Source organism: Enterobacter cloacae complex sp. 2015409, assembly GCF_041365315.1.
Taxonomy (GTDB): domain Bacteria; phylum Pseudomonadota; class Gammaproteobacteria; order Enterobacterales; family Enterobacteriaceae; genus Enterobacter; species Enterobacter pseudoroggenkampii.
The window spans coordinates 75,274-99,852 of record NZ_JBFTVM010000002.1 but is presented as its reverse complement, the minus strand read 5'-3'; the positions used below and the strand labels follow the sequence as shown (position 1 = coordinate 99,852).

Here is a 24,579-nt window from a genome sequence, read left to right as displayed (position 1 = left end):
GATGTTAAATGTCGCTATCGTGGGAACAGGGAATATCTCGCACAACCATATTCAGGGCTATTTGCAGTTTGGTCAGCGCTGCCGGATCGTCGCGCTGGTGGATATCTACCCGGAAAAAGCCCACGAGAAAAAAACGCGCTACGGCCTGACGGACGCCCGGGTGTATGACAGCCACCAGCAGATGCTGGCATCAGAGCCGGATATCGATATCGTCGACGTCTGCACGCCGCCCTACGTCCACGCAGAGATCGGCATTGATGCCCTGAACGCGGGCTGCCACGTGCTGTGCGAAAAACCGATGGCCGCCTCGCTGGAGGAGTGCGACGCGATGATCGCCGCACAAAAGGCCAGCGGCAAAACGCTCTCCATCATTGCCCAAAACCGCTTTACCGATGCCTTCTGGCGCTTAAAAGCAGCGCTGGATTCGGAGCTTGCGGGCAAGGTTTGCCACGCGCAGGTGGACTCCTTCTGGTGGCGCGGACACTGCTACTACGACCTGTGGTGGCGCGGCACCTGGGAAAAAGAGGGCGGCGGCTGCACCCTTAACCACGCGGTTCACCACATCGACGCCATTCAGTGGATGCTCGGCTTCCCGTCCGAGGTGGTGGCGATGATGACCAACGTGGCGCACGACAACGCTGAAGTCGAAGACCTCAGCGCCGCGATCTTCAAATACCCCAGCGGCGCGCTCACCCAGCTTACCGCCTCGGTCGTGCACCACGGGGAAGACCAGAAAATCATTATTCAGGGTGACAAGGCACGTATCTCTGCGCCGTGGCAGGCCTTTGCCAGCGTCAGCGCCGATAACGGCTTCCCGCAGGAGACTAACGATCTGACGCGAGAAGCGCAGCTCAACGCCGTTTTTCAGGAGACGCCGAAGCTCGAGTGGACGCTGCACACCGGGCAGATTAATAACCTGCTTTCCGCCATCGAGCACGGCACGGCGCCGTTAGTGGATGGCCTGCAGGGCAAACGCTCGCTGGAGCTGATTACCGCGATCTACAAATCCGCCATTACCCGCACCGTGGTCTCGCTGCCGATTCAGCGCGATGACCCGTTTTACCGTACCGGCGGGACGAATGCCCTCGCCCCCCGTTTTTATGAAAAATCCGCAAGCGTCGCCAACTTCAGCGAAGTGGGTGCGATCCCCCTTGGCAAAGATCTGGATTAAGGAGTGACACCATGAACAAAAATGACGGAATGAACTACGCCCCGGTGGGTAAACCCCAGCCGGTTGTCCGCGAGGGGGAATTTGTTTTTGCCGCTGCCGCGCTCGACCACGGCCATATCTACGGGATGAGTAACGGGCTGATTGAAGCCGGAGCCACGCTGAAGTGGGTATACGATCCCGATCCGGCCAAAGTGGATAAATTCATCCAGCAATACCCGCAGGCAAAAGTGGCGGAGTCGCTGGAGGTGATACTCAACGACGACGAGGTGCGTCTGGTGGCCGGTGCGGCCATCCCCTCCGAGCGCTGTGTGCTGGGGCTGAAAGCCATGGCCGCAGGCAAGGACTACTTCACGGATAAAGCGCCGCTCACCACTCTTGAACAGCTGGCGGATGCCAAAGCGATGGTTGAGAAAACCGGGCGGAAATACGCCGTGTACTACAGCGAACGTCTCCACGTGGAGAGTGCGGTGTTTGCCGGACAGCTGGTGCAGCAGGGGGCCATTGGCCGCGTCGTCCAAACCCTGGGAACCGGCCCGCACCGGGAAGGGGCCGGCCGCCCGGACTGGTTCTACGATCGTCGCTATTTTGGCGGCATTCTGTGCGACATCGGCAGCCACCAGATTGAGCAATTTCTGTTTTACACGGGCAACAGTGAGGCATGCGTGGTCGCCAGCCAGGCACGCAATTTCAACCATCCGCAGCATCCGGCATTTGAAGATTTCGGTGACGCAACAATCAGGGGCGAAAACGGCGCCAGCGGCTATTTCCGCTGCGACTGGTTCACCCCGGACGGGCTCTCAACCTGGGGCGACGGCCGTCTGACGCTGCTCGGCACCGACGGGTATATCGAGATCCGCAAATATGTCGATCTCACCCGCGGCGAGCAGGACGTGGTTTATCTCGTCAATAAAGAGGGGGAATTCCGCTATCCGGTCGCCGGACAGGTCGGGTTCCCGTTCTTTGGCGAACTGATCCTCGACTGTCTGCATCGTACCGAAAACGCCATGACGCAGGCGCACGCCTTCAAAGCGGCGGAGCTCTGCGTGAAGGCCCAGATGCTGGCCAACGCGACGGAATAACGGGAGGCGACAATGACGATCCTGAACACGGCGGTTATCGGTGCCGGAGCGATTCACGGCTGCCATATGAATGCGTTGCGCCAGATGCCCAACGTCGCGCTACGCGCGCTGGTGGACATCGACAGCGTCAAAGGGCTGGAGCTGGCAATGCGCTATCAGTGCCGCTTCTATCAGGATTACCGGGAAATGCTGCTGGATGATGCCATCGACGTGGTCCACATCTGCACGCCGCATTTCGAGCATAAGAACATGATCCTGGCGGCGCTCGCCGCCGGGAAGCATGTTTTCTGCGAAAAACCGGTGGGCATGAACAGCAGCGAACTCGTGGACATCACCCGTGCCGCCGAACAGGCGTCGGGTCTGCTCGGCGTGTGCTACCAGAACCGCCTCAACCCCACCAGCCTGCGCATTCGCCAGATGCTGGAGGACGGCGAGCTGGGAAAAATGCTCAGCATTAAGGCCGTGCTGACCTGGTCACGCTCGGGCGCGTACTACACCGAAAGCCCGTGGCGCGGGCGGCTGGCAACGGAGGGTGGCAGCCTGCTGATCAACCAGGCTATTCATACCCTCGACCTGATGCAGTGGTTCGCCGGCGGCGTAACGCGCGTGAAAGGCGTGGTGGACAGCGGCGAGCTGGCGGACGTGACCGAAGGGGAAGACAGCGCGATGGCCACGCTGCATTTTGCCAACGGCGCGCGCGGCCTGTTTTACGCCAGCAACTGCAATACCACCGATTCCCCGCTTCTGATGGAGATCCACTGCGAACAGGGCTCGCTGCTGCTGCATAACAACGTCCTCTGGTGCATCGCCCGCGGCGAGCGGCTCAGGCTGGCCAGCGATAACTCCCCTGACGGCCAGATCAAAAGCTACTGGGGATTGGGGCACGAGCAGGCGATCCGCCGTTTTTATCATGCTATTTCTCATCCCGGAAACACGGATTACACCGACATCCATGAAGCCGGAAAATCACTCACCCTTGTGGAGGCTATTTACCGCTCATCTCAGTTAAGACAATGGATAGATATCAATAACTAGAACGTAATTTGTATTCCAGCACTCAATAAAAAAACGACCCGGAAAACGGGTTAATCATTACCCTACACTGGATATTATTATGGTCAAACCAACTGAACGTAGAGTGGGTTATGGCGTGGCGCTCGGCTACGGCGTAACCGATCTTTTTGGCGGGGGTGCGTTTACCATTATCGGCACCTGGCTGTTATTTTTTTACACCACCTATTGCGGACTCTCAGTCATTGAAGCGGGATCTATATTCGCCATTGCCCGCGTGATTGATGCGCTATTAAGCCCGATTATGGGCTATATCACCGATAACTTCGGGGATACCTGGCTCGGGCGTAAATTTGGCCGTCGCCGCTTCTTTTTATTACTCAGCTCACCGCTCATGTTTTTGTATGCCCTGCTGTGGATGACGGACATGGGTTACTGGTATTACCTGGGCACTTACCTCTCTATTGAGCTGCTGTCGGCGATGGTGCTGGTACCCTGGGAGACCCTGGCGGCTGAGATGACGAACCGGTATGAAGAGCGTAGCCGCCTCTCAGGCGTGCGGATGATCTGCTCCCAGCTGGGCGGTTTTCTTGCGGTTTCCGTTCCCGGCGTGATTATGCAGTTTACCGGTAAAGATAATCCGTTTACCTATACCCTCACCGGGCTGATATTTTCCTGCGTATTCTGCCTTGCGGTGTTTATTACCTGGTACACCACCTGGGAAGCGAAGGATGTGCATCAAGAGTCAGATTTTAAAGTGGACAACCAGCGCAGCAGCGGAATACTCAATCACCTGAAATATCTGGTGCTGGATCTCTTTTCTTCATTCCGTATTCGCGCGTTTCGCCTGCATATCATTATTTACATCTTTTCGTTCACGGCGATGGACGTGTTCGGCTCGGTCTTTACCTATTACGTCGTGTATTGCCTGAGCCAGGATGCCTCGGCGGTTTCCGGCTGGCTGAGCATTGCCGCCTTTGCCTCGGTACCCGGCACCTATGGATTTATGCTGTTGCTGAACCGGCTGAACGTCACGCCGTCTGCCGCCCTGCGGCTCTCCTACGGCTGTATCTTCCTGGTGCTGGCCTTCCTGTTTACGGTCTACCTCACTAAAACGCAGGTGCCGACGCTGCTGTTCTCCGCGGTCTTTATTCTGCTCGGTGCCGCCCGCTCTGGCCTCTACTATATTCCGTGGAATATCTACAGCTTCATTCCGGATATTGACGAGATGGTGACCCAGCAGCGCCGCGAAGGGATTTTTGCCGGCGTGATGGTCCTGACCCGTAAGAGCACCGTGGCGATTGCCATCATGATCATTGGCCTGGTGCTGCAGGAGTCCGGCTTCGTCAAAGGCAGCGGCGCGCAGCCTGAAAGCGCGCTGGGGGCAATTATCGGCCTGATGATCTTCGCAACGGCAGCCCTGCTGGCGGTCAGCTTCTTCACCACCTACAGGTTCAAGCTCACCCGTGAGACGCACAAGCTGCTTCTGAAGGAGATTGCGCGCCGTAAGCTGGGCGGGGATTACCGCGACTGCGACGCCGGGACCCGCTTGGTGATCAAGCAGCTCACGGGCTATGAATACGATCAGGTATGGGGAGGCGATGCTACCCGTCGGGCGGTGGGCGATGTGCGCCTGTCTACCGTGAAATAACGCGATGTACCGGACAGCGCCCGCTGTCCGGTCTGTTTTATGCCAAAAATGTGACCTCTGGCAGATTTACATCTCTTTACGCTATACTACCCGCTGAAATAATCGGCTCAACGCTACGAGCTGACGTTCAATGTGTTTTCACACAAATGGTATCAATTCCCCTTCTGAGGATCTGGCGAGAAGCCGGATAAACTATGTTAAACAGTATTTTAGTAATACTTTGTCTGATTGCCGTCAGTGCATTTTTCTCGATATCTGAGATCTCGCTGGCCGCGTCCCGTAAAATCAAACTGAAGCTGCTTGCCGATGAAGGCAACATCAATGCCACCCGCATTCTGAAAATGCAGGAAAACCCCGGCATGTTCTTCACCGTGGTGCAGATCGGCCTCAACGCGGTCGCCATTCTCGGCGGTATCGTGGGCGATGCGGCGTTTTCCCCGGCGTTTTATAGCCTCTTTGTTAAGTACATGTCCGTTGAGCTGGCCGAACAGCTGAGCTTTATCCTCTCCTTCTCGCTGGTCACCGGCCTGTTTATCCTCTTTGCCGACCTGACCCCGAAACGCATCGGTATGATTGCGCCAGAAGCTGTGGCTTTGCGTATCATCAACCCGATGCGCTTCTGTCTGTACGTGTTTCGTCCGCTGGTGTGGTTCTTCAACGGCCTGGCGAACGTGATTTTCCGCATCTTTAAGCTGCCGATGGTGCGTAAAGACGACATCACCTCTGACGACATCTATGCGGTCGTGGAAGCCGGCGCGCTGGCCGGTGTGCTGCGCAAGCAGGAGCACGAGCTGATTGAGAACGTATTTGAACTGGAATCCCGTACCGTGCCGTCTTCCATGACGGGCCGTGAAAGCATTATCTGGTTCGATTTACATGAAGATGAGCAGAGCCTGAAGAACAAAGTGGCGCAGCATCCGCACTCCAAGTTCTTGGTCTGTAATGAAGATATCGACCACATCATCGGCTACGTCGACTCCAAAGACCTGCTGAACCGCGTGCTGGCAAACCAGAGCCTGGCGCTCAACAGCGGCGTGCAGATCCGCAATACCCTGATTGTGCCGGACACCCTGACGCTCTCCGAAGCGCTGGAAAGTTTCAAAACCGCCGGGGAAGACTTCGCGGTTATCATGAACGAATACGCGCTGGTGGTGGGTATTATCACCCTGAACGACGTGATGACCACGCTGATGGGCGACCTGGTTGGCCAGGGGCTGGAAGAGCAGATTGTTCAGCGTGACGATAATTCATGGCTGATTGATGGCGGCACGCCGATTGAAGACGTGATGCGCGTGCTGGATATCGACGAGTTCCCGCAGTCCGGCAACTACGAGACCATCGGCGGCTTTATGATGTTTATGCTGCGTAAGATCCCGAAACGTACCGACTCGGTGAAGTTCTCCGGCTACAAGTTTGAGGTGGTGGATATTGATAACTACCGCATCGACCAGCTGCTGGTGACGCGCATCGACAACAAACCGACCGTACTGGTGCCGAAGCTGCCGGACGCGGAAGAGAAGGTGTCGGCGTAACGTTCCAGCCCCTACAAACATCAACGGCTCCCATCGGGAGCCGTCTTTTTAACTACTGCATAGCACGTTGGTTAAGCCATCTCTGTCTGCAGACGCATAACCTGACGGTTGACTTCGGACATCACAGACAGGTGCTGTTTGTCCTTCACTTTTGGGACAAGGATCTTGCCCTTATCAAACTCAAAAGCGCCAACATCCTTGATATACAACCGTCCACGGAACAGGATCTTCACGTACTTCGCCACTTGAAGCGGGTTGTAGCGTTGGAAAATTTTCATTCTTGTATCTCCTGCGAATCATACGCTCTTGCGGTGCCACAATCGGCCCGACTGTCCTGAGCGCAAATTTTAATGCCCAATGACTATAGACCAGAACTACGGTGTTACCCAGTGTGCATAAGTTTATTTACCGTTTGATTACAATTATTCAGAATAATCTTTGCAAAGCGTGACTGAGAGCAGTATAAGCCGTCGTTTTTTCATGGATATGTGCGTTCACCCGCAAACTGGCATCGGGATTGCGGGAAAACCACATTGATCGCACTTATCATTAAAAGCGCAAGACCAAGTGGTCGGATCACCTGCAAACAATAAGGAAACGCCATGACCCTACGTAATATCCTTGCAGCAGCCTGCCTGCTGCTGCCCCTGTGGGCTTCCGCTCACAGCATTGAAAAAGGACAACGTGTACCGCCAGTCGGCATTGCTGACCGGGGAGAATTGATTCTCGACAATGATAAGTTTAGCTACAAAGCCTGGAATAGCGCGCAGCTCGCGGGCAAAGTGAGAGTTGTACAACATATTGCCGGTCGTACATCCGCAAAAGAGAAAAATGCCAACCTGGTGGAAGCGATCAAGGCCGCAAAATTCCCTCACGACCGCTACCAGACCACCACGATCGTGAATACCGATGACGCCATTCCGGGCTCCGGGATGTTTGTGCGTTCAAGCCTTGAGAGCAATAAAAAGCTCTACCCGTGGTCGCAGTTTATCGTCGACAGCAACGGCGTCACCCGTAAGGCCTGGCAACTGGAAGAAGAGAGCTCCGCCATTATCGTGCTGGATAAAGAAGGTCGCGTTCAATGGGTGAAAGACGGTGCGTTAACCCAGGAAGAGGTGCAGCAGGTTGTTGACCTGCTGCATAAGCTGCTGGCTCAATAAATCGAGACGCGGAAGCCGGGGTTGAGGAAGGATTCGCGCGGGGTATAGTCCAGCGGCTTGCCCTGCCAGTCATGAACGTGCGCCCCGGCTGCCGCGGCAACGGCATGCCCGGCGGCGGTATCCCAGACGTTGGTTGGCCCGAAACGGGGGTAGAGCTGCGCATGACCTTCCGCCACCAGGCAGAATTTCAGCGATGAGCCAATCGAGGTGGTCTGGTGTTCACCCAGCTGTTGCAGATACTCCTGCAGCTCGCTGTCGCTGTGCGAGCGGCTAATCACCACCAGCGGTGGACGCGCATCGCGCACCTGGATCTGCTTGCGCACGCCGCACTCTTCCTTCCACGCCTTCCCTTCTGCGGCGCTGTACATCACTTTCATGACCGGCGCATAGACCACACCCAGCACCGCTTTTCCCTTTTCAATCAGGGCGATATTGACGGTGAATTCACCGTTGCGCTTGATGAACTCTTTTGTCCCGTCCAGCGGATCGACCAGCCAGTAGCGCTGCCAGTGCTGACGCTCCTCCCAGCTTTGCGGCGCTTCTTCTGACAGGACGGGGATGTCCGGCGTTAAGGCCTGTAACCCTTTCAGGATCACCTTATGCGCCGCAATATCTGCCGCCGTGACCGGAGAGTCGTCGGCTTTGCTGACCACCTCCATAGGTTTACTACCGTCATACACCTGCATGATGGCATCTCCCGCATCCCGTGCGAGCTGACAAATTTTATCTAGCATTTTCCACCTCTTTGTTAACGCAGTGAGGTTAACTCTTTGTTTTAGTTATATCGTAATGTGAACAATTCCGCTATCTGTGAAGCAATTCCGGTTTCAGGTTACATTTTTCTGTCAGGATTCACATTTCTGTAAGCAACAAGCTATAGATACATACTCTTTTGTGGTCTGCATCGAAAAAAGGACTCCTCTGATGATTAAGTTTAGTGCAACGCTTCTGGCGACGCTGATAGCAGCGAGCGTTCAGGCGGCGACGGTAGATCTGCGTATTCTGGAAACGACCGATCTGCACAGCAACATGATGGACTTCGATTACTACAAAGATACCCCGACGGAAAAATTCGGACTGGTACGTACGGCAAGTTTGATCAATGCCGCACGTGGCGAAGTGAAAAACAGCGTGCTGGTCGACAATGGCGATCTCATTCAGGGCAGTCCGCTCGGAGATTACATGGCGACCAAGGGGTTGAAAAAAGGCGAGATCCATCCTGTTTATAAAGCGATGAACACCCTGGATTATACCGTCGGAAACCTTGGCAACCATGAATTCAACTACGGTCTGAAATATCTCCATGACGCCCTGGCCGGTGCGAAATTCCCGTACGTTAATGCCAATATCATCGACGTTAAGACCCAAAAGCCGCTCTTTACCCCTTACCTGATTAAAGGGACAAGCGTCGTCGACAAGGACGGTAAAAAACAGACGCTAAAAATCGGCTATATCGGTTTTGTCCCGCCGCAGATCATGACGTGGGATAAGGCCAACCTCGACGGTAAAGTGACCGTGAACGACATCACCGAAACCGCGCGCAAATACGTGCCGGAAATGCGTAAAAAAGGCGCCGATCTGGTGGTCGTTGTCGCCCACTCGGGTCTCTCCGCCGATCCGTACCAGGCCATGGCAGAAAACTCCGTTTACTACCTGAGTGAAGTCCCGGGCGTTGACGCAATCCTCTTCGGCCATGCCCACGCGGTCTTCCCTGGCAAAGATTTTGCCGGCATCAAAGGGGCGGACATTGAGAAAGGCACGCTCAACGGCGTGCCGTCGGTGATGCCGGGCATGTGGGGCGATCATCTTGGCGTGGTGGATCTGGTGCTGAATAACGACAGCGGCAGCTGGAAGGTGACGCAGTCAAAAGCCGAAGCGCGCCCGATTTACGACGCTGCGGCTAAAAAATCACTGGCGGCTGAAGATAAAAAACTGGTCGACGTGCTGAAGCACGATCACGACGCCACGCGCGAATTCGTCAGCAAGCCGATCGGCAAATCCGCCGACAACATGTACAGCTTCCTGGCGCTGGTGCAGGATGACCCGACCGTTCAGGTCGTCAATATGGCGCAGAAAGCCTATGCCGAACATTTTGTGCAGGGCGATCCGGATCTGGCAAAACTGCCTGTCCTGTCGGCCGCAGCGCCATTCAAAGTGGGCGGACGTAAGAATGACCCGGCAAGCTATGTGGAGGTCGAAAAGGGCCAGTTGACCTTCCGTAACGCCGCCGATCTCTACCTCTATCCGAATACTTTGGTGGTGGTTAAATCCACCGGGAAAGAGGTAAAGGAGTGGCTGGAATGCTCTGCCGGACAGTTTAACCAGATTGATCCGCACAGCAGCAAGCCGCAGTCGCTGATTAACTGGGACGGCTTCCGTACCTACAACTTCGACGTGATCGACGGCGTGAACTACCAGATTGACGTCACCCAGCCGGCGAAATATGACGGCGAGTGTCAGGCGATCAACCCGCAGGCGGAGCGCATCAAAAACCTGACCTTCAACGGCAAGGCGATCGACCCGAATGCCACTTTCCTGGTGGTGACCAATAACTACCGTGCCTACGGCGGTAAGTTTGCCGGTACGGGCGATAGCCACATCGCCTTTGCTTCTCCAGATGAGAACCGCTCGGTGCTGGCGGCGTGGATCAGCGCGGAGTCGAAAAAAGCGGGAGAAATTCATCCGGCAGTGGATAACAACTGGCGTCTCGCGCCGATCCACAGCGATACGCCGCTGGATATCCGTTTTGAAACGTCACCGTCCGATAAGGCAGCCGCGTTTATTAAGCAGAAGGCGCAGTACCCGATGAAACAGGTCGCGACGGATGATATCGGGTTCGCGATTTATCAGGTGGATTTGAGCAAGTAAAAGCAAAACGGCAACGCACGTTCCGTTTTTGGTGTTTGTTCCCTCTCCCTGTGGGAGAGGGCCAGGGTGAGGGCATCAGGCCGCACATACCCGGCTTTTACGCCGCGCGATCGTCCCTGTTCGCCATCACCTTCGGCGTATTAACCTCAATCCAGTCCGCCAGCGCGGCGACCTTCTCGCTCACCTCAACGCCCAGCGGCGTCAGGCTATACTCTACGTGCGGCGGCACCACCGGATACGACACGCGATCGACAAACCCGTCCAGCTCCAGCGCCTGGAGCGACTGGGACAGCATCTTTTCGCTCACCCCGCCCATTTTACGGCGCAGATCGCTAAAGCGATGCGTTCCCTGGCGCAGGGCCAGCAGAATCAGGACACCCCAGCGGCTGGTCACGTGTTTGAGCACCTCGCGTGAAGGGCACTGCTCCGCGAAAAGATTGCCATCGCGCATTTGTTCGCTGAGCGTCGGTATCGTTGTTTTCATACTTACCTTTTTGTACGTACTTACTAAAAGTTAGCTATGGTGCTAGTGTGCCACAACATCAGACAAACACGAAGGAGATTCACCATGATCGCGATTACCGGCGCTACAGGCCAGCTTGGCCATCTCGTTATCGAACAGCTGTTGAAAACCGTACCGGCTAACCAGATTGTAGCTATCGTACGTAACCCGGCGAAAGCGCAAGCCTTAAGCCAGCAGGGAATTGTTGTGCGTCAGGCGGACTACACGGATGAAGCCGCCTTCGCCGCCGCGCTGAGCGGCGTGGATAAGCTGCTGCTGATCTCTTCCAGTGAAGTCGGCCAGCGCGCAACCCAGCACCAGAACGTGATTAACGCCGCCAAAACGGCAGGAGTGAAATTTATCGCCTACACCAGCCTGCTGCACGCGGACAACTCACCGCTCGGTCTGCACGTTGAACACGTTGCCACTGAAAACGCGCTGGCGGCGTCCGGCATTCCTTATGCCCTGCTGCGCAACGGCTGGTATACCGAAAACTATCTGGCGAGCGCGCCGCCTGCGCTGGAACACGGCGTGTTTATTGGTGCGGCAGGCGAAGGCAAAATTGCCTCTGCCACCCGCGCAGACTATGCCGCGGCGGCAGCCAAAGTGATTGCTGAAGAGGGCCACGCGGGCAAGGTGTATGAACTGGCGGGCGACCACGGCTGGACGCTGAGCGAACTGGCGGCTGAACTCAGCAAACAGAGCGGGAAGCCGGTCACCTATCAGAATCTCAGTGAAGCGGATTTTGCCGCCGCGCTGAAAAGCGTCGGCCTGCCTGCCGGGCTGGCAGATATGCTGGCGGACTCCGATGTCGGTGCCTCCAAAGGGGGACTTTTTGACGATAGCCATACGCTGAGCAAACTGATCGGGCGCGCAACGACGCCGCTGGCGCAGAGCATCAAAGCCATTCTGTAACGGCCTGACCGTTTTCTCCCGCGGCCGGGTGATTCCCCTTACCCGGCACGCACTTATATGGCATTCTGTCCTCCCGACAGATACCGAAACCCTGCTATGTTTACTGTGATAAACACGGATTCCGCGCCCCCTTTTATTCACTCCGTTGAGATGGGCAACGTCGCCCCTTTCCCCGCACTGCGCTACTGCCTGGTCTCATTCACCGCGCGTGATTACCATGACGGGCTCTTTGATAAATGGGGTATCCCCTTTCCCGCTCCGCTCAACAGCGCCGTGGTAAAACGCCGGGCGGAGTATCTTGCGGCGCGTTACGCCGCGCAGCGGGTGCTGAGATCCTTCGGCTGTGACGCTACGCCGGGCAGCGCGCCGGATCGTTCTCCGGTGTGGCCTTCCGGCTGGCGGGGAAGCCTGTCACATTCTCATGAGTGGGCGCTGGCGGTCATCGCGCCAGAGGCGTCTGGCCTGACGCCGGGCGTCGACATTGAGTTTTTTGCCCCCGGGATGATGCAGCGGACAGCGCACCTGTTTACCACACCGCAGGAGCGGGAATGTCTTGCCGCCAGCCCGTTCGACGAGGCCAGCGCGCTACTCATCACCTTTTCCGCGAAAGAGAGCCTCTATAAAGCGCTCTATCCTGAGGTTGGCCGCGCCCTCGATTTTGACGCGGCCCGCGTGTGCCACATCGCGCCTGAAGAGCAGAGGATCACCCTGGAGCTGACCCAAACGCTGTCACCTCAACGCGTAAAGGGCAGCCGGATCCAGGGCTATTATCAGCTCTCAGGCGACAGGGTTATCACGATCATTGCCTGACGCCAGCAAGGGAGCCAGATACGCCATCACCATGTCGATGCCCTCCCCCGGACGGCGCAGCGGATTATGTCCCTGACCGTGGGTCTCTGCCAGCCTCGCGCCAGGCCAGGCGTTGACCAGGCATTCCGCTTCGACCCGCAATACGATGTCATCGCTGCTGTCGTGAATAACAAGAGCGGGCTGATCGACCTGCTGCAGCCCCTCATAGGCGTTAAAGCGCTGCCAGACCGCCTCGCCAATACCAAAGTACCCTTCAATATACCGTCGTAGCCTTTGCTGCTGACGACCCGGGAGATTCAGGATCGCGGCATATTTGGTGACCAGCCCGCTAAAGTGCGTCGGCGCCCCCACGATAACCAGCGCGCGGGTCCGCAATCCCGCTTTTACCGCATTAATAACGGATAACCCGCCAAACGAGTGCGCCACAATCGCGTCAAAACCCCCTTCCTGCTGCGCCAGCTGTTCAATGATTTCAATGAACTCGACGATGCTGCTCTGACGTCCAGCCGCGTTGCCATGTGCGGGGGCGTCAAACCCGATGACCTGAAAGCCCTTTTCGACCAGCGTCTTGATCAGCCTGCCAAAGTGGGAAGCCCTCGACTCCCAGCCGTGGGCTAACAGCACGGTAGGTCCCTCGCTGCCCCAGCGGTACACCACCGCATGTTTACCATTACTCAAAGGGAGAGACTCAATGCGGCTCGCCAGCGCCGTCATCTCTTTATCGCCTGCACGCGTCGGCACCCGGCGCGGCGTAAAAAACCGATTGCCCAGCCAGTCGGCGGTCGCCCCCGGCACAACCCGATCCATCAGGCGGATACCGGCCTTCACGCATGACACCATCGGCGAGCGCAGGTAGGCGGGGCCACGATACTGCTGGTAGGCTTGCTCAATCAGACGATCAAATTGCTCACTCATGGGACTCTCCGGAAACACAGGGAACAGTGGACTTAACCGCGGATGATTCAGACTGACGGATCAGGGCACGCTCTGCGTCACTGGCAACGTGTTCGTCCCAGTACGCGAGTTTTGCCTCCATTCGCTTAAACCACAGCGGCGGGATCAGCGCGTAAAAAATATGGGCGACATACCCTTTTTCGATTCCCACCGCGTAGCTGTGCGCCTGCAAATTCCAGTATTCACGACGCGGATGGGTGTGATGATCGGAGTGGCGCGTCAGGTTCAGCAGACCGGCCGACGAGGCCCGGTTATTGCAATCCCAGCTGTGTCGCGGCTCCACCCGCGTGCCGGGAAGGCGGACCAGACCGTAGTGCTGGATGTAATTCACCGTTTCAAACAGGAATTTAGAGACCAGCATGGTCACCAGGCACGCCAGCGCGCCCCGGACGCCCGCCGCTGTAAAGCAGATCGCCACGATCAGCAGGCTCATCAGCACCCCGCTCACCACCCGGTTCACCAGCATGGCGCCGCCTCGGTTCTGAAGCGACAGCCGCTGCGCTTCCACCTGCCAGGATTCAACATACTGCGACAGAGAAGAACGGATAAAGAAGCGATACACACTCTCCCCACGACGCGCCGTCGCGCCGTCCGCCGGGGTCGCCACGTTAGGATGATGCGAATAGACGTGTGAAATCGAAAACTGTGCATCGCCGACCAGCGCCAGAAGCCAGCGCCCGACCATCATCGCCGCCAGGCTGTGGGTTTTGTGGATAAGCTCATGGGCCACCACGGTATTGGTGCTCATGGTATAGCCGGTGGAGGCCGCCGCAAGCAGCAGCTCAGGCTGGGTAAGGTGATGCAACGCCATAAAGTTGTGACCCGTCAGGGCGGAAAGCCATGCGCCAAACCCGAGCAGATCGCCCGGCGCGGCCTGCCAGATAAGGGCGAACAACGCCAGCAGCGCGGCCGGGAGCTGTAAATACGGGATGATTTCCAGCAGCGCCGGCAGCCGGTAGTGGCGATCGGCGGTGTCGTGCGTGGTTGCGTTATCGAAAAGGAGATAGCTCAGCGTCACGCAGAGCATGGAGACGACGATCCACACGCCGCCGAGCACGGTTGTGAGCGCGGTCAGCGGAAAAAAAACGCAGGGGACAAGGGCAAATCTCAGGTAACTCAACATACGGGCTCCTTATTGTTATGACTGTTTTTTGCACCGACCGGCGGGGAGAAGCAGTCCATTTCAAGCAGGTGGCTCATCACCCCTCCGGCAAGCAGCCTTTGCCGGCACGCCTGCGCCAGCGCAGGATTGCCGCAAATCACGACGCGCCATTCGGCTACCGCCGTCCGGCGGGGATAGAGGGCGCGCCAGTCGTCAAGCCAGCAGGTAATACGTCCTGCCAGCTCCAGCGCCTGAACCTCACGCTCCCGGGATAACGCGTGCAGATAGTGAAAACCGGGATAGTGCTGACGCAGACGCTGCAGTTCCTGCAGGTCGAATGTGTCCTGCCGCCTGCGAACCGCGTGGATCAGCATGACCTCGCGGTGGGGATGACGCGCCAGCGCGGCGCGGACCAGACCCAGCGTCGTTCCTAGCCCCGATCCACTGGCGATAGCCAGCAGAGGACCGTTACCGTCATCCCGCTGGCCGAACTGCCCCAGGCAGTCTGAGAGCCACACCTTCCGTCCAGTCGCCTGTTCATCACACAGCAGTGGGGATAGCCGCCCCTCTTCACGGCGCGTGATATCCAGAACAATCTCTCGCCCCTGGCTCGGCCAGCTCACGGAGAAGCTCCGGATATCCTTATCCTTTTCGAGACCGACCTGAACGTATTGTCCTGGCTGAAAGGGCAACGCCTGCTCCGCCAGCAGCGTCACGCGCCATACCGTGGATGAGAGCGCCACAGTCCGCTTAACTCGCGCAGGCGTCCAGGACGCGGATGCCGCGGCCAGCGTTAAATCCGATTCTGGCAGGCACTGGCATGCCAGCACGTGGCCAGCGGCAATCTCTTCCTGGCTGAGCAAATAGCTCAGGTCGACAAGCGAACGCACCTTGCCGCTCGTTACCCGGCAAAGACAGGATTTACACGAGCCGACCTGGCAGTTATACGGCAGGGAAACGCCGGCGTTGAGCGCGCTTTCGAGAAGCGTATGGCCGGACGGCAGGGGGAATTCATGTCCCTCAAGCGTCCCCTGAAAATGACCGCGGCGGGAAAACCATCTCTTCAGCATCTTATTGCTCCCCGCACAGCAGCAGCCCGTCGTCAAAGACGCTGCCCATCATCACTTTTCCGCCCATGGGCGCGGCAACGCTGACTGCCGCCAGCGACGCACCGTGGCTTTGATAGAAAATAGTGGCCTGACTGATTTCACCCTGTGCACCGGTTGTCAGCCGCCACACCATGGACGGTGAACGCGCCTGGGCATCTTTCTGATAGGCGGCCAGCTTCAGAAGCTGCGGGTGCGCCGCCACCAGCATTCCCTGCCCGTCCGGCAGGATATTGTCGACGCCATGCAGACCGCTGAAGCGCCCCAGCAGGACGGGCGCAGCCTCATTCGGCTGCCACGCCCAGCTGCTCACCGCGCCGCGGGTGGTTTCCGCCACGTACAGACGCCCCAATTGTCGGTTGTAGTAAATGCCGTTCGCAAAATGCAGGTCATCGATCAGGGTATGCAGCCCCGCCTCGTCTGCCAGCAGGACGCTGGACAGCGGCAGTCGCAGATAGTCCTCCACGCGTCCCGCGAAGCCCGTCCACCGGTGGTCCCGCGTCAGCAGCCAGCGGGTTTTATCAATCACGCTGATATCATTGATGTTGTTTCCGACCGCGCGCGACAGGGCGGGCTGATACTCAAGACGCATCTGCGCGCGATTAAAGCGAAACACATCAATGCTGTCCTCCTGGGGACGGTGGTTCACCACGTAGATCCACGTCTCGCCCTCCTGCTGCCAGACATCGATACCGTGCGGGAAAAAGGCATCCGGATAGTCACCGGCTAATCGCTGCGGCCTGTCGCTGCCGTTGAGATAATAGAGCGCCCCGGGCGCGCTGCCGTGTCGGTTGAGGCTGCTGGCTATTGCCCCGCCATCCGATAAAGGAGCGATATCTTCCGCGCCCTCAATGCCGGTGATTTTTTGGCACTGTTCACCGCCGCGCTCCTGCACCTGATAAAACAGTCCGGCATCGATCAGCAGATTAACCACGAACGCCAGCACGGCGCCTGCGAGGACGATAATCGTCAGCTTTTTCATGATGCGGCCAGTACCTCTGACGACGAGAATAATGCTTCGGCAGCCTCTTCGCCCTGCTCGGCCAGCACGGTTATCGCCTTCAGGAAGTGCTCCAGCAACGCACGGGCGCTCGCCTCGGTGAAATAGCGTATCTGGTAGTCCAGCTCGACGGACAGCCCCTCTTTCGTCTCGAGAATGTTAACCATCAGCGGGAATTCGACGGCGCCGATCGGGAGGAGCGACAGGCTGGCCTCCCACTGCCGCAGCTCTGCCAGCGGAGCATGCGGCTCGACGTTAAAGGTCGCCAGCAGCGGAAGCGGCGCATCCTGACCGTGGAAGCAGCGTGACGGCAGGGCGGGCTCGTCGCGCTGCGCGAGGATGCCGTCATGGATTGCCCTGGCGACATCAGATAACGACGCACAGGCGGCGCTGTCGATACACAGCGGCAACAGCCGGACGCACTGGCCGATAAGCGCATCGCCCTGCCCGAAATCCCGCCCGGCATCCGGCACGCCGACCGGCACCGGGGAATGACCGACCGCCTTCTCAAGCGTCAGGGTAAAGAGCGCATTCAGCATCGCGAAGCGGGTCACCCGCAGCTCGGCGGAGGCTTTGCGCAGCTGCGCGGTCAGGCCCGGATACGACAAGCGCTGTACCAGCCGCTGCCCCTGATACGTCCGGGAAGGTGCCAGCACGGTAAGGACGTCTGGCGTTGCCCGGCGGGCAGGTAGCGCCGCAAGACGCGCAGGTAGCGCTGCCTCGCTGACGATGTTCTGCGCACGGATAGCCTGCAGATAGCTTGCCGCAGCCGCCAGGTCAGGGCGTTTACCCGACGCCAGAACATCGTAAAGATGCAGCAGCTCGCGCAGCATCACCATGAACGACCAGCCGTCCGCCACCGAATGATGTGCCGCGATGGCGAGCGTGGTTTTCCCCTCATGGCGGACCAGCAGCAGGCGGGCCAGCGGCGCGGCGGTCAGGTCAAAGGGACGCGCGGCAAACTCAGCGAGACAGGCGGCAGGCGCCGCGTTTTCCTCGCAGACGTCGACTGTGGGCGCCAGGGCCACCTGAAGTTCGCCTGCGTCAGTGAACTGCATACGCAGCGCGTCATGGCGCTCGCACAGCAGTTGCCAGGCGGCAAGCATGATCTCGCTGTCTACGTTGCGCGGCGTTTCAATGACGCCGCCGATCGTCCCGGCCAACCGCCCGCTTTCATCCCGCGCGGCCAGCTGCAGAAAACGCTGCTGGCTGTCTGCAACGGCATAGCGCGTGTCGGGGCGCAATCCGGCCTGTCCAAAGAAGCCGTCCACGCGCATAGCGTTAACGCTCTCTTTCACTGCCGCAATAAAGCGGTCGATATCCTCGTCCGTGTGCGCGACCGAGACAAAGCAGTTACGCCCTTCCCAGATGAAAATGCCGCGCAGCATCAGGTGGTGGAAGAGGATGTCGTAGTTGCCGTTGAATTTGAAACGGAACAGGCTGCCGGCAGAGACGATCTCAATCGGCGTACCGGTTGCAGAGAACCAGGTATTTAGCGACATCGTCAGACGCGCGGTTTTTTGGTTGATGTCGTCATACAGCGCCGGGTGGGCTTTGATGTACTCCAGCACGGCTTTGCTTGCCGCCATGGTCAGCGGATGCTTGGAGAAGGTACCGGCAAAGAAGATCAGTTCAGCCTGCGGCCAGGAGTCATCGCCATACTGCCAGAATCCGCCGTCGATACTGTCCATAAAGCGGGCAGAGCCTGCAATCACGCCGATCGGCATACCGCCGCCGACAATCTTACCGTAGGAGGCGATATCCGCCTGAACGCCGTAATAGGCCTGCGCGCCGCCGGCCGCCAGACGGAAACCGGTGATCACCTCGTCAAACATCAGCGCAATATTGTGGGTTGTCGTCAGCTCGCGGAGGGTATGCAGGTATTCGCGCGGCTGATGATCGGGATAACGGCTCTGCACCGGTTCGACGATCACCACCGCCAGCTCGGCGGCATAGCGGGCGATAAGCGCCAGGCTCTCTTCGCTGCCGTAATCGAGCACCAGCAGGTCGTCCACCAGCGATGGCGGCGTACCGGCGGCAATCGGCGTGGCGCGCTCGGGGGTTTCTCCGCCCTGCTGCCGCCCCAGAATGCCGTCAAACACGCCGTGATATGAGCCGCTAAACAGCGCGACTTTATTTTTCCCCGTAACGGCGCGCGCCAGGCGCACGGCGCTCATTACCGCTTCAGAGCCGGAGTTACAAAATGCCACCCGCTGCTGGCCGGTCAGCTCGCTGATAAGCGTTGCCACCTCGCCCGCCAGCGCGCTTTGCGGCCCGATCTGCATGCCCCGCGCCAGCTGGTCGGCAACGGCCTGCTGCACGCAGTCCGGTGCATGCCCCAGCAGGTTGGCGCCAAACCCCATCGTAAAATCAATATACTCGTTGCCATCAACGTCCCAGATGCGCGAGCCCTGAGAGCGTTCCCCCACTAAGGGATAAAGCATCTCCTTGGTGGATAAACGAAAGCCCGCAGAGGCCCGGTTATCCGCCAGCACGGCGCGGTACTGCTGGGCATTGCGTTTCGATCCGCCCGTTTTATCGACAAACCGCTGGGTGAGCTGCTCCAGATGCTGGTCGCGCTCGGTGCCCAGGGAGACCTTTTTCGTCTCTTTTTTAAACCAGCTGCTGTGCGCGCTGGCCTTCACCGGTGCAGCCGGGGTGGCGACAGGCGCTGGCGCGATGACATCCGGCATCGTTGGCGCGACGGGCATCGGGAGAGTCTGCGCCGCGCCGTTGAGCAGCGTGAGCTGCTGGGACATAAGCTCCAGCTGGCGGGCAATCAGATCCTGAACCGCGCCAGGCACCGGCTTGCTGGTTTCCTGCATGGCCACGACAGGCTGCGCCGCCTGCCCGGCGGTTTCCGGGGTGCTGAGCGGAGCCGCATCCGCCGCTGGCTGCGCGTGCTCCACCACATAACCGATCACCGCGTCCAGCGTATTGAGCTCTTCAAACAGCGCCCGTACCGGGATAGCCACGCCGTAGCGGTCTTTAATGGTATTGATGGCATCCAGCAGCACCAGCGAGTCCGCCCCCATTTCCAGGAAGGGCAGTTCGTCGTCAAGCGTGGCGGGATCCGCCTCAAGAAAACCGGCAATAATCGCTTTTATTTCAGCGGCTAAATGGTGTTGATTTGACATAGCGTCCTCTTTTGCAGATGGGGTCTGCGCTGGCGTCTCATCCGCCAGCCAGTAACGTTTGCGGCAGAACTGGATGGCAGGCAGGTTTAACGCCTCCCGCGTGGTCGCGTGGTACAGCCCGCTCCAGTTGATGTCGTGCCCTTGCTGCCACAGCGTTCCCAGCAGCGTCAGCAGTGATTTGTACTCATGTCGCCGATCGCCTGCGGCCAGCACCCGGTGACGGCGGTCGGTGGCGGTCACAAATTTGCCCAGCGAACTGTCCGCGCTCAGATCGATAAAGGTGAACTCACCCTGCGCAAGCACGTTTTGCACGCCCTGAAGGAAACGAACGGGCTGGCGAATTTGCCGGGTCCAGTAGTCGGCGTCGGTTTGGTCGCGCGCCTCGCCGTTCAGGTTGCTGTAAAACGGGATCGTCCCGCGGGTGAAGGTGACGTTGTTGACCAGCCACTCGCGCCAGGCACCGAGGATCGGATCCATCATCGAGGAGTGAAATGCGCTGGCGGTTTTAATTTTTCTGGCGTGGCCTCCCTGAGCAGAAATGGCCTGGAGACAGGCGTCAATCGCCGTCTGGCTACCTGCGATGGTGGTCAGCGTCGGGGTGTTGAATGCGGCAATATCAATGTCACCCGCCCAGGGTGAAATCAGCTGGCACACCTCGGCTTCACCGCTGAAGACAACCGCCATCGCCCCTTCCTGCGTCAGGGCTGACATCAACAGCGCGCGCTGATGAACCATAGCCAGCCCGTCGTCGAGCGAGAGATAACCTGCGATGACCGCCGCGCAGTACTCTCCCAGGCTGTGCCCCATCACGGCAGCCGGACGGGGTCCAAACTGCATCACGCTCTGAGCAAGCGCGTAGCTACAGGCAAATAAGGAGAGCTGACAGGTTCTGGCGCAGCGCTGCCAGCTATCGTCACGGGCAAACAGCGCCTGTGTGATATCAATCTGATAACGCTGCCGAATGGTCGTCGCCAGCGCGTCAAACTGGGCGCGATAGTGCGGCAGATGGTGGTACAGCTCGGCCCCCATGCCGATTTGCTGGGTGCCCTGCCCCGGGAAGAGCCAGACCTGAGGCTGGGTTTTACCTGCTTTGCAGGCCGTGAGCTGCGCAAGGCTGTCCGCCAGCTGGGCGCGGTCCGCGCCATACGCCACGCCGCGATAGCGGGCCGCGTCGTAGCGGGTGTTCACCAGCCGACACCAGGTGACGATATCGCTCTCCTGACATGTCGATAACCCTTTTTTGACCGCCTCCCGCTGAAGGGGAAACGCCCCTTCATCATGTGAACCGATCAGAAGCAGACCGTGGGGCGCAGCGGGCTCCTGGCGTTTTTCCACCGCTGGCGCGCTGCGCAAAATCACGTGACCGTTGGTGCCGCCGAAGCCAAAGCTGCTTACGCCCGCGTAGCGTGCGTCACCATCGGCATGCCATGAGGCAGGCTGCGCACCGCTTACCTCAACATGACGGCTAATCGCCGCAATATGCGGGTTTTTATGCTGGAAATTGAGGTGCGGCACGTATTGTCGGTAGTGCAACATCAGAGACGTTTTCACCACGCCCAGCACGCCCGCCGCCGCCTCCAGGTGGCCAATGTTGGTTTTAATCGACCCCACCTGGACAGGTGCGGTTTTTTTCCGGTCCGCAAATACCGCTTCCAGCGCCTGATATTCAATCAGATCGCCCAGCGCCGTTCCCGTCCCGTGCGCTTCGATATAGTCAATGCTGTCGCTGTCCACTCCGGCATCCGCCATTGCCTGCCGGATGACCGCCTGCTGCGATGGGCCATTTGGCGCGGTAATGCCGTTGCTGCGGCCGTCCTGGTTCACGGCGCTCGCCACCAGCGTGGCATAGACCCGATCGCCATCCGCCAGCGCCTGCGAAAGCGGCTTGAGCACCACAACGCCACACCCTTCGCCACGAACGTAACCATCGGCGCGGGCGTCAAAGGTTTTACACCGGCCGTCGGGGGCCAGCATCTGGGCATCGGTGAAGACTTTTTGCAAATGCGGCGTCAGCGCCAGATTAACGCCTCCGGCAATGGCCAGAGAACTCCGTCCGGCCCGCAGGCTTTGCATTGCCCCCTCTATCGCCACCAGCGAGGAAGAGCATGCCGTGTCGACAGCGACGCTTGGCCCTTTTAAATCATAAAGATAAGAAATTCGGTTGGCCGCGATGCTGTGCGCGTTGCCTAAGCCGCTGTAGGCCGAGACGTTATCGCCGCAGGCCAGGGCATAGTCGCTGGCGCTGATCCCGACATAAACCGCCGTATCGCTACCGCGCAGGGAGGATGCCTTAAGGCCGGCATCGGTGAGCGCCTGTTGAACGGTTTCTAACAGCAGACGATGTTGCGGATCGATATAGACGGCTTCGCGGGGAGAGATGCCGAAGTAGCCTGCGTCGAAGGCGTCAACCTCGTCAAAGAAACTGCCTTTACGGTTAAAGCCGTCAAGGGACGAGGTACGCCAGCGCTGCGCCGGGATCTCGCCGGTCGTGCTGTGGCCCTGCTGCAGCAGCGACCACAGCGCCTCCACGCCGCTATGCCCCGGCAGCTCCACACCGATACCAATCACCGCAATGGCGCTTTCCGCGACGGCGGCGCTGACCGGCCGGACCGCAGCCGGTTCTCCCAGCGCGACCGCCAGCTGATTGATGGTGGGATAGTCGTAAATCAGCGCGGGAGAGAGCTCGCGGCCCAGCCGCTGTTCAAGCTCGCCAATGACGCCCACCGCCTGCAAAGAGCTCAAGCCAAAGTCGGTAAACGCGTCATCCCACCGGGATTCGCCGATCGTCGTGTTCAGCGTGTTGCCAATTATCCCGGCAATCAGCGCCGCCAGCGCGGGAGGGGTTTCCCCCGCGTGTTCAACCGGTTTTGACGCGTCCTGGCGGCTGCGCCAGGCCACGTCCAGGCTCCCCTGCTGATACATCATCTTCGCGCGGGTGCGCTGTAATTTCCCGCTGGTGGTGCGGGGGATTGCCCTTCGTTCGACAAGGAGCAGTTCATCCAGCGTAATGCCGTGGCGCTCCGCCACCGCCGCGGTCACGGACGGTGCCAGCGTCGCCATATCGAGATCATTTTTATGGCGCGTCATCAGCTCAAGCAGCGCTACCGGGCGCTCGTCTTCACTGGCAAACACGCAGACCGTCGCTTCCGCCAGCGCGGGAGCGGACCGGCGGATCGTCTCTTCAATATCCGTCGGGTAGTGGTTCTGGCCGTTGATAATCAGCAGCTCTTTGAGCCGTCCGGTGACGTACAAATGGCCGGACTGGAGAAAACCCATATCGCCGCTGCGCAGCCACGGGTGCGGATCGCCTGCCAGAGACGCCCGGAAGGTTTCGCGCGTGGCGGCATCATTGGCCCAGTATCCGGCGGCAACGCTCGGACCACGCAGCCATATTTCTCCGCTCTCACCGTCAGCAAGCGGCTGATGGTGGTCAGGATCGACAATACGCACCTCGGTATCAGTCAGAGCCTGCCCGCAGCTCACCACACCGGCCTCGTCCGACACGCGGAGCCCCTGCCCTTTGTCCATTCCGGTGACGATGAGCGTGGTTTCCGCCATGCCGTAGCAGGGCAGGAACGCGCCGGGCCGGAACCCTGCGGGCGCAAAGTGTTCGCTAAACTGCGCTAGCGTGGCGGGCCGAATCGGCTCTGCGCCACAGAAAGCCACGTCCCAGCGCGAAAGATCCAGTACCTCAACCTGCTCTCGGCCAATCTTACGCACGCACAGATCGTAGGCGAAATTAGGGCCGCCGGAGGTCGTGGCCTGATAGTCGGAAATCTGTTTGAGCCAGTTAAGGGGGTTTTTCATTAACATCATCGGCGACATCACCCGACAGGGGAAGGCGCCGAACACGGGCTGCAGTAGACCGCCAATAAGCCCCATATCATGAAAATGCGGCAGCCAGATCGTGCCCCGGCTTTCGCTGTGGTGGCCGAAAAAGCGGTGAATGGCATGTGAGTTAGCCCACAGGTTGCCATGGGTCACCATCACGCCTTTCGGGGAGCCCGTCGAACCCGAGGTGTACTGTAAAAAAGCCAGATCGTTGTCTGCTACCGGAACGGGGTGAAATGCCCCGGAGAAGGTGCGTTCAAGATGATGCAGACGATAACCCGCAGGTAGCGCAGCTGTGTCTGGTTTGTCGAAGGTAAAAATAAGCGGGGATAACGGAAGTGATAGCTGGCCTAGCGTTTCTGCCCCCCTGGCTGTCGTAACAATACAGTCCGTTTGCGCATTACGTAATACGCCGGCAAAACGCTCCCACGCGCTTCCTGACGATTTTGCGGGCATCGGGACGGGAACCGCCACTCTGCCGGCGTAAAGACAGCCAAAAAAAGCGCCAATAAAATCTTCACCATCCGGATAAAGCAATATGACCCTGTCGCCCCGCTGCCCGTACTGCATTAAAGCCTCTGCAAGCGACGCGGCGCGCTGGTGTAGCTGGTCATAGCTTTGGCTGTGAATTTCACTGGCGCTGCGGACGAATTCAAATGCCGTCTGAGTAGTCTGTTGAACAGCAAGTTCGGGCAAAAGCTGGTTGAAGGAATGATATCCCCTGTTAAACAACTGATGAGACGGCATCAT

17 protein-coding genes are annotated in these 24,579 nt (G+C 58.7%); 9 read left to right on the top strand and 8 right to left on the bottom strand.

Going from position 1 to position 24,579, the window contains the following annotated elements:
- Position 1 precedes the first annotated feature (1 nt).
- The 5 genes from ACDO57_RS14115 to ACDO57_RS14095 all read left to right on the top strand — a co-directional run bounded on the left by ACDO57_RS14115 (position 2) and on the right by ACDO57_RS14095 (position 6,444).
- Entirely contained in the window at positions 2-1,171 is a 1,170-nt protein-coding gene (locus ACDO57_RS14115; RefSeq protein ID WP_032645199.1) for a Gfo/Idh/MocA family protein, read from the top strand.
- Between the two features lie 11 nt (positions 1,172-1,182).
- Complete coding sequence (locus tag ACDO57_RS14110; protein ID WP_290095284.1) at positions 1,183-2,250, top strand: Gfo/Idh/MocA family protein; 1,068 nt, start codon at positions 1,183-1,185, stop codon at positions 2,248-2,250.
- A gap of 12 nt (positions 2,251-2,262) precedes the next feature.
- Positions 2,263-3,285: a Gfo/Idh/MocA family protein gene (locus ACDO57_RS14105; RefSeq protein WP_061716075.1), complete on the top strand. Its 1,023-nt coding sequence runs from the start codon at positions 2,263-2,265 to the stop codon at positions 3,283-3,285.
- Positions 3,286-3,364: 79 nt separating this feature from the next.
- On the top strand, positions 3,365-4,912 hold the full coding sequence (locus tag ACDO57_RS14100) for an MFS transporter (protein WP_248272841.1): 1,548 nt from the start codon (positions 3,365-3,367) through the stop codon (positions 4,910-4,912).
- A 194-nt stretch (positions 4,913-5,106) separates the two neighbouring features.
- The gene (locus ACDO57_RS14095) at positions 5,107-6,444 is read left to right on the top strand and encodes a hemolysin family protein (RefSeq protein WP_023310162.1); all 1,338 of its coding nucleotides are present in this window, start codon (positions 5,107-5,109) and stop codon (positions 6,442-6,444) included.
- A gap of 71 nt (positions 6,445-6,515) precedes the next feature.
- Here the strand turns inward: ACDO57_RS14095 and ACDO57_RS14090 are convergent, their stop codons facing one another.
- A complete protein-coding gene (locus tag ACDO57_RS14090) occupies positions 6,516-6,722 on the bottom strand; it encodes a DUF1107 domain-containing protein (protein WP_008501430.1) in 207 nt (68 codons plus the stop codon).
- Positions 6,723-7,046: 324 nt separating this feature from the next.
- Between ACDO57_RS14090 and ACDO57_RS14085 the strand changes: the two genes are divergently transcribed.
- Positions 7,047-7,604 carry a YtfJ family protein gene (locus tag ACDO57_RS14085; protein ID WP_032651402.1) on the top strand — a complete coding sequence of 186 codons (558 nt, stop codon included), beginning with the start codon at positions 7,047-7,049 and terminating at the stop codon, positions 7,602-7,604.
- Here ACDO57_RS14085 and cysQ read toward each other — a convergent pair.
- Positions 7,598-8,338, bottom strand: a complete 741-nt coding sequence (gene cysQ / locus ACDO57_RS14080; RefSeq protein ID WP_024907298.1) for a 3'(2'),5'-bisphosphate nucleotidase CysQ — start codon at positions 8,336-8,338, stop codon at positions 7,598-7,600. The genes ACDO57_RS14085 and cysQ overlap by 7 nt on opposite strands.
- Before the next feature lie 190 nt (positions 8,339-8,528).
- On the opposite strand from cysQ, the gene ACDO57_RS14075 reads away from it, so the two are divergent.
- Complete coding sequence (locus ACDO57_RS14075) at positions 8,529-10,472, top strand: bifunctional 2',3'-cyclic-nucleotide 2'-phosphodiesterase/3'-nucleotidase (RefSeq protein ID WP_370884153.1); 1,944 nt, start codon at positions 8,529-8,531, stop codon at positions 10,470-10,472.
- 97 nt (positions 10,473-10,569) lie between these two features.
- On the opposite strand, the gene ACDO57_RS14070 is transcribed toward ACDO57_RS14075, so the two are convergent.
- Complete coding sequence (locus tag ACDO57_RS14070) at positions 10,570-10,956, bottom strand: helix-turn-helix domain-containing protein (RefSeq protein WP_023334278.1); 387 nt, start codon at positions 10,954-10,956, stop codon at positions 10,570-10,572.
- An 84-nt stretch (positions 10,957-11,040) separates the two neighbouring features.
- Here ACDO57_RS14070 and ACDO57_RS14065 point away from each other — a divergent pair, with 84 nt between their 5' ends.
- Both ACDO57_RS14065 and ACDO57_RS14060 read left to right on the top strand, forming a co-directional pair.
- On the top strand, positions 11,041-11,889 hold the full coding sequence (locus ACDO57_RS14065; protein ID WP_370884152.1) for an SDR family oxidoreductase: 849 nt from the start codon (positions 11,041-11,043) through the stop codon (positions 11,887-11,889).
- Between the two features lie 96 nt (positions 11,890-11,985).
- Entirely contained in the window at positions 11,986-12,699 is a 714-nt protein-coding gene (locus ACDO57_RS14060) for a 4'-phosphopantetheinyl transferase (protein WP_157188516.1), read from the top strand.
- On the opposite strand, the gene ACDO57_RS14055 is transcribed toward ACDO57_RS14060, so the two are convergent.
- Genes ACDO57_RS14055 through ACDO57_RS14035 form a run of 5 tightly spaced genes read right to left on the bottom strand, consistent with a single transcriptional unit; the run spans position 12,667 to position 24,576 of the window.
- Positions 12,667-13,614, bottom strand: coding sequence for an alpha/beta fold hydrolase (locus ACDO57_RS14055; RefSeq protein WP_032651394.1), 948 nt, complete (start codon positions 13,612-13,614; stop codon positions 12,667-12,669). The two genes, ACDO57_RS14060 and ACDO57_RS14055, sit on opposite strands and share 33 nt — an antisense overlap.
- Entirely contained in the window at positions 13,607-14,776 is a 1,170-nt protein-coding gene (locus ACDO57_RS14050; protein ID WP_370884151.1) for an alkane 1-monooxygenase, read from the bottom strand. The genes ACDO57_RS14055 and ACDO57_RS14050 overlap by 8 nt, the downstream gene beginning before the upstream one ends.
- The gene (locus ACDO57_RS14045) at positions 14,770-15,825 is read right to left on the bottom strand and encodes a 2Fe-2S iron-sulfur cluster binding domain-containing protein (RefSeq protein WP_370884150.1); all 1,056 of its coding nucleotides are present in this window, start codon (positions 15,823-15,825) and stop codon (positions 14,770-14,772) included. Before ACDO57_RS14045 ends, ACDO57_RS14050 begins: the two co-directional genes overlap by 7 nt.
- Position 15,826: 1 nt before the next feature.
- Positions 15,827-16,843, bottom strand: a complete 1,017-nt coding sequence (locus tag ACDO57_RS14040; RefSeq protein ID WP_248165825.1) for an arylesterase — start codon at positions 16,841-16,843, stop codon at positions 15,827-15,829.
- A complete protein-coding gene (locus tag ACDO57_RS14035) occupies positions 16,840-24,576 on the bottom strand; it encodes an aminotransferase class III-fold pyridoxal phosphate-dependent enzyme (protein WP_370884255.1) in 7,737 nt (2,578 codons plus the stop codon). The genes ACDO57_RS14040 and ACDO57_RS14035 overlap by 4 nt, the downstream gene beginning before the upstream one ends.
- Positions 24,577-24,579 lie beyond the last annotated feature (3 nt).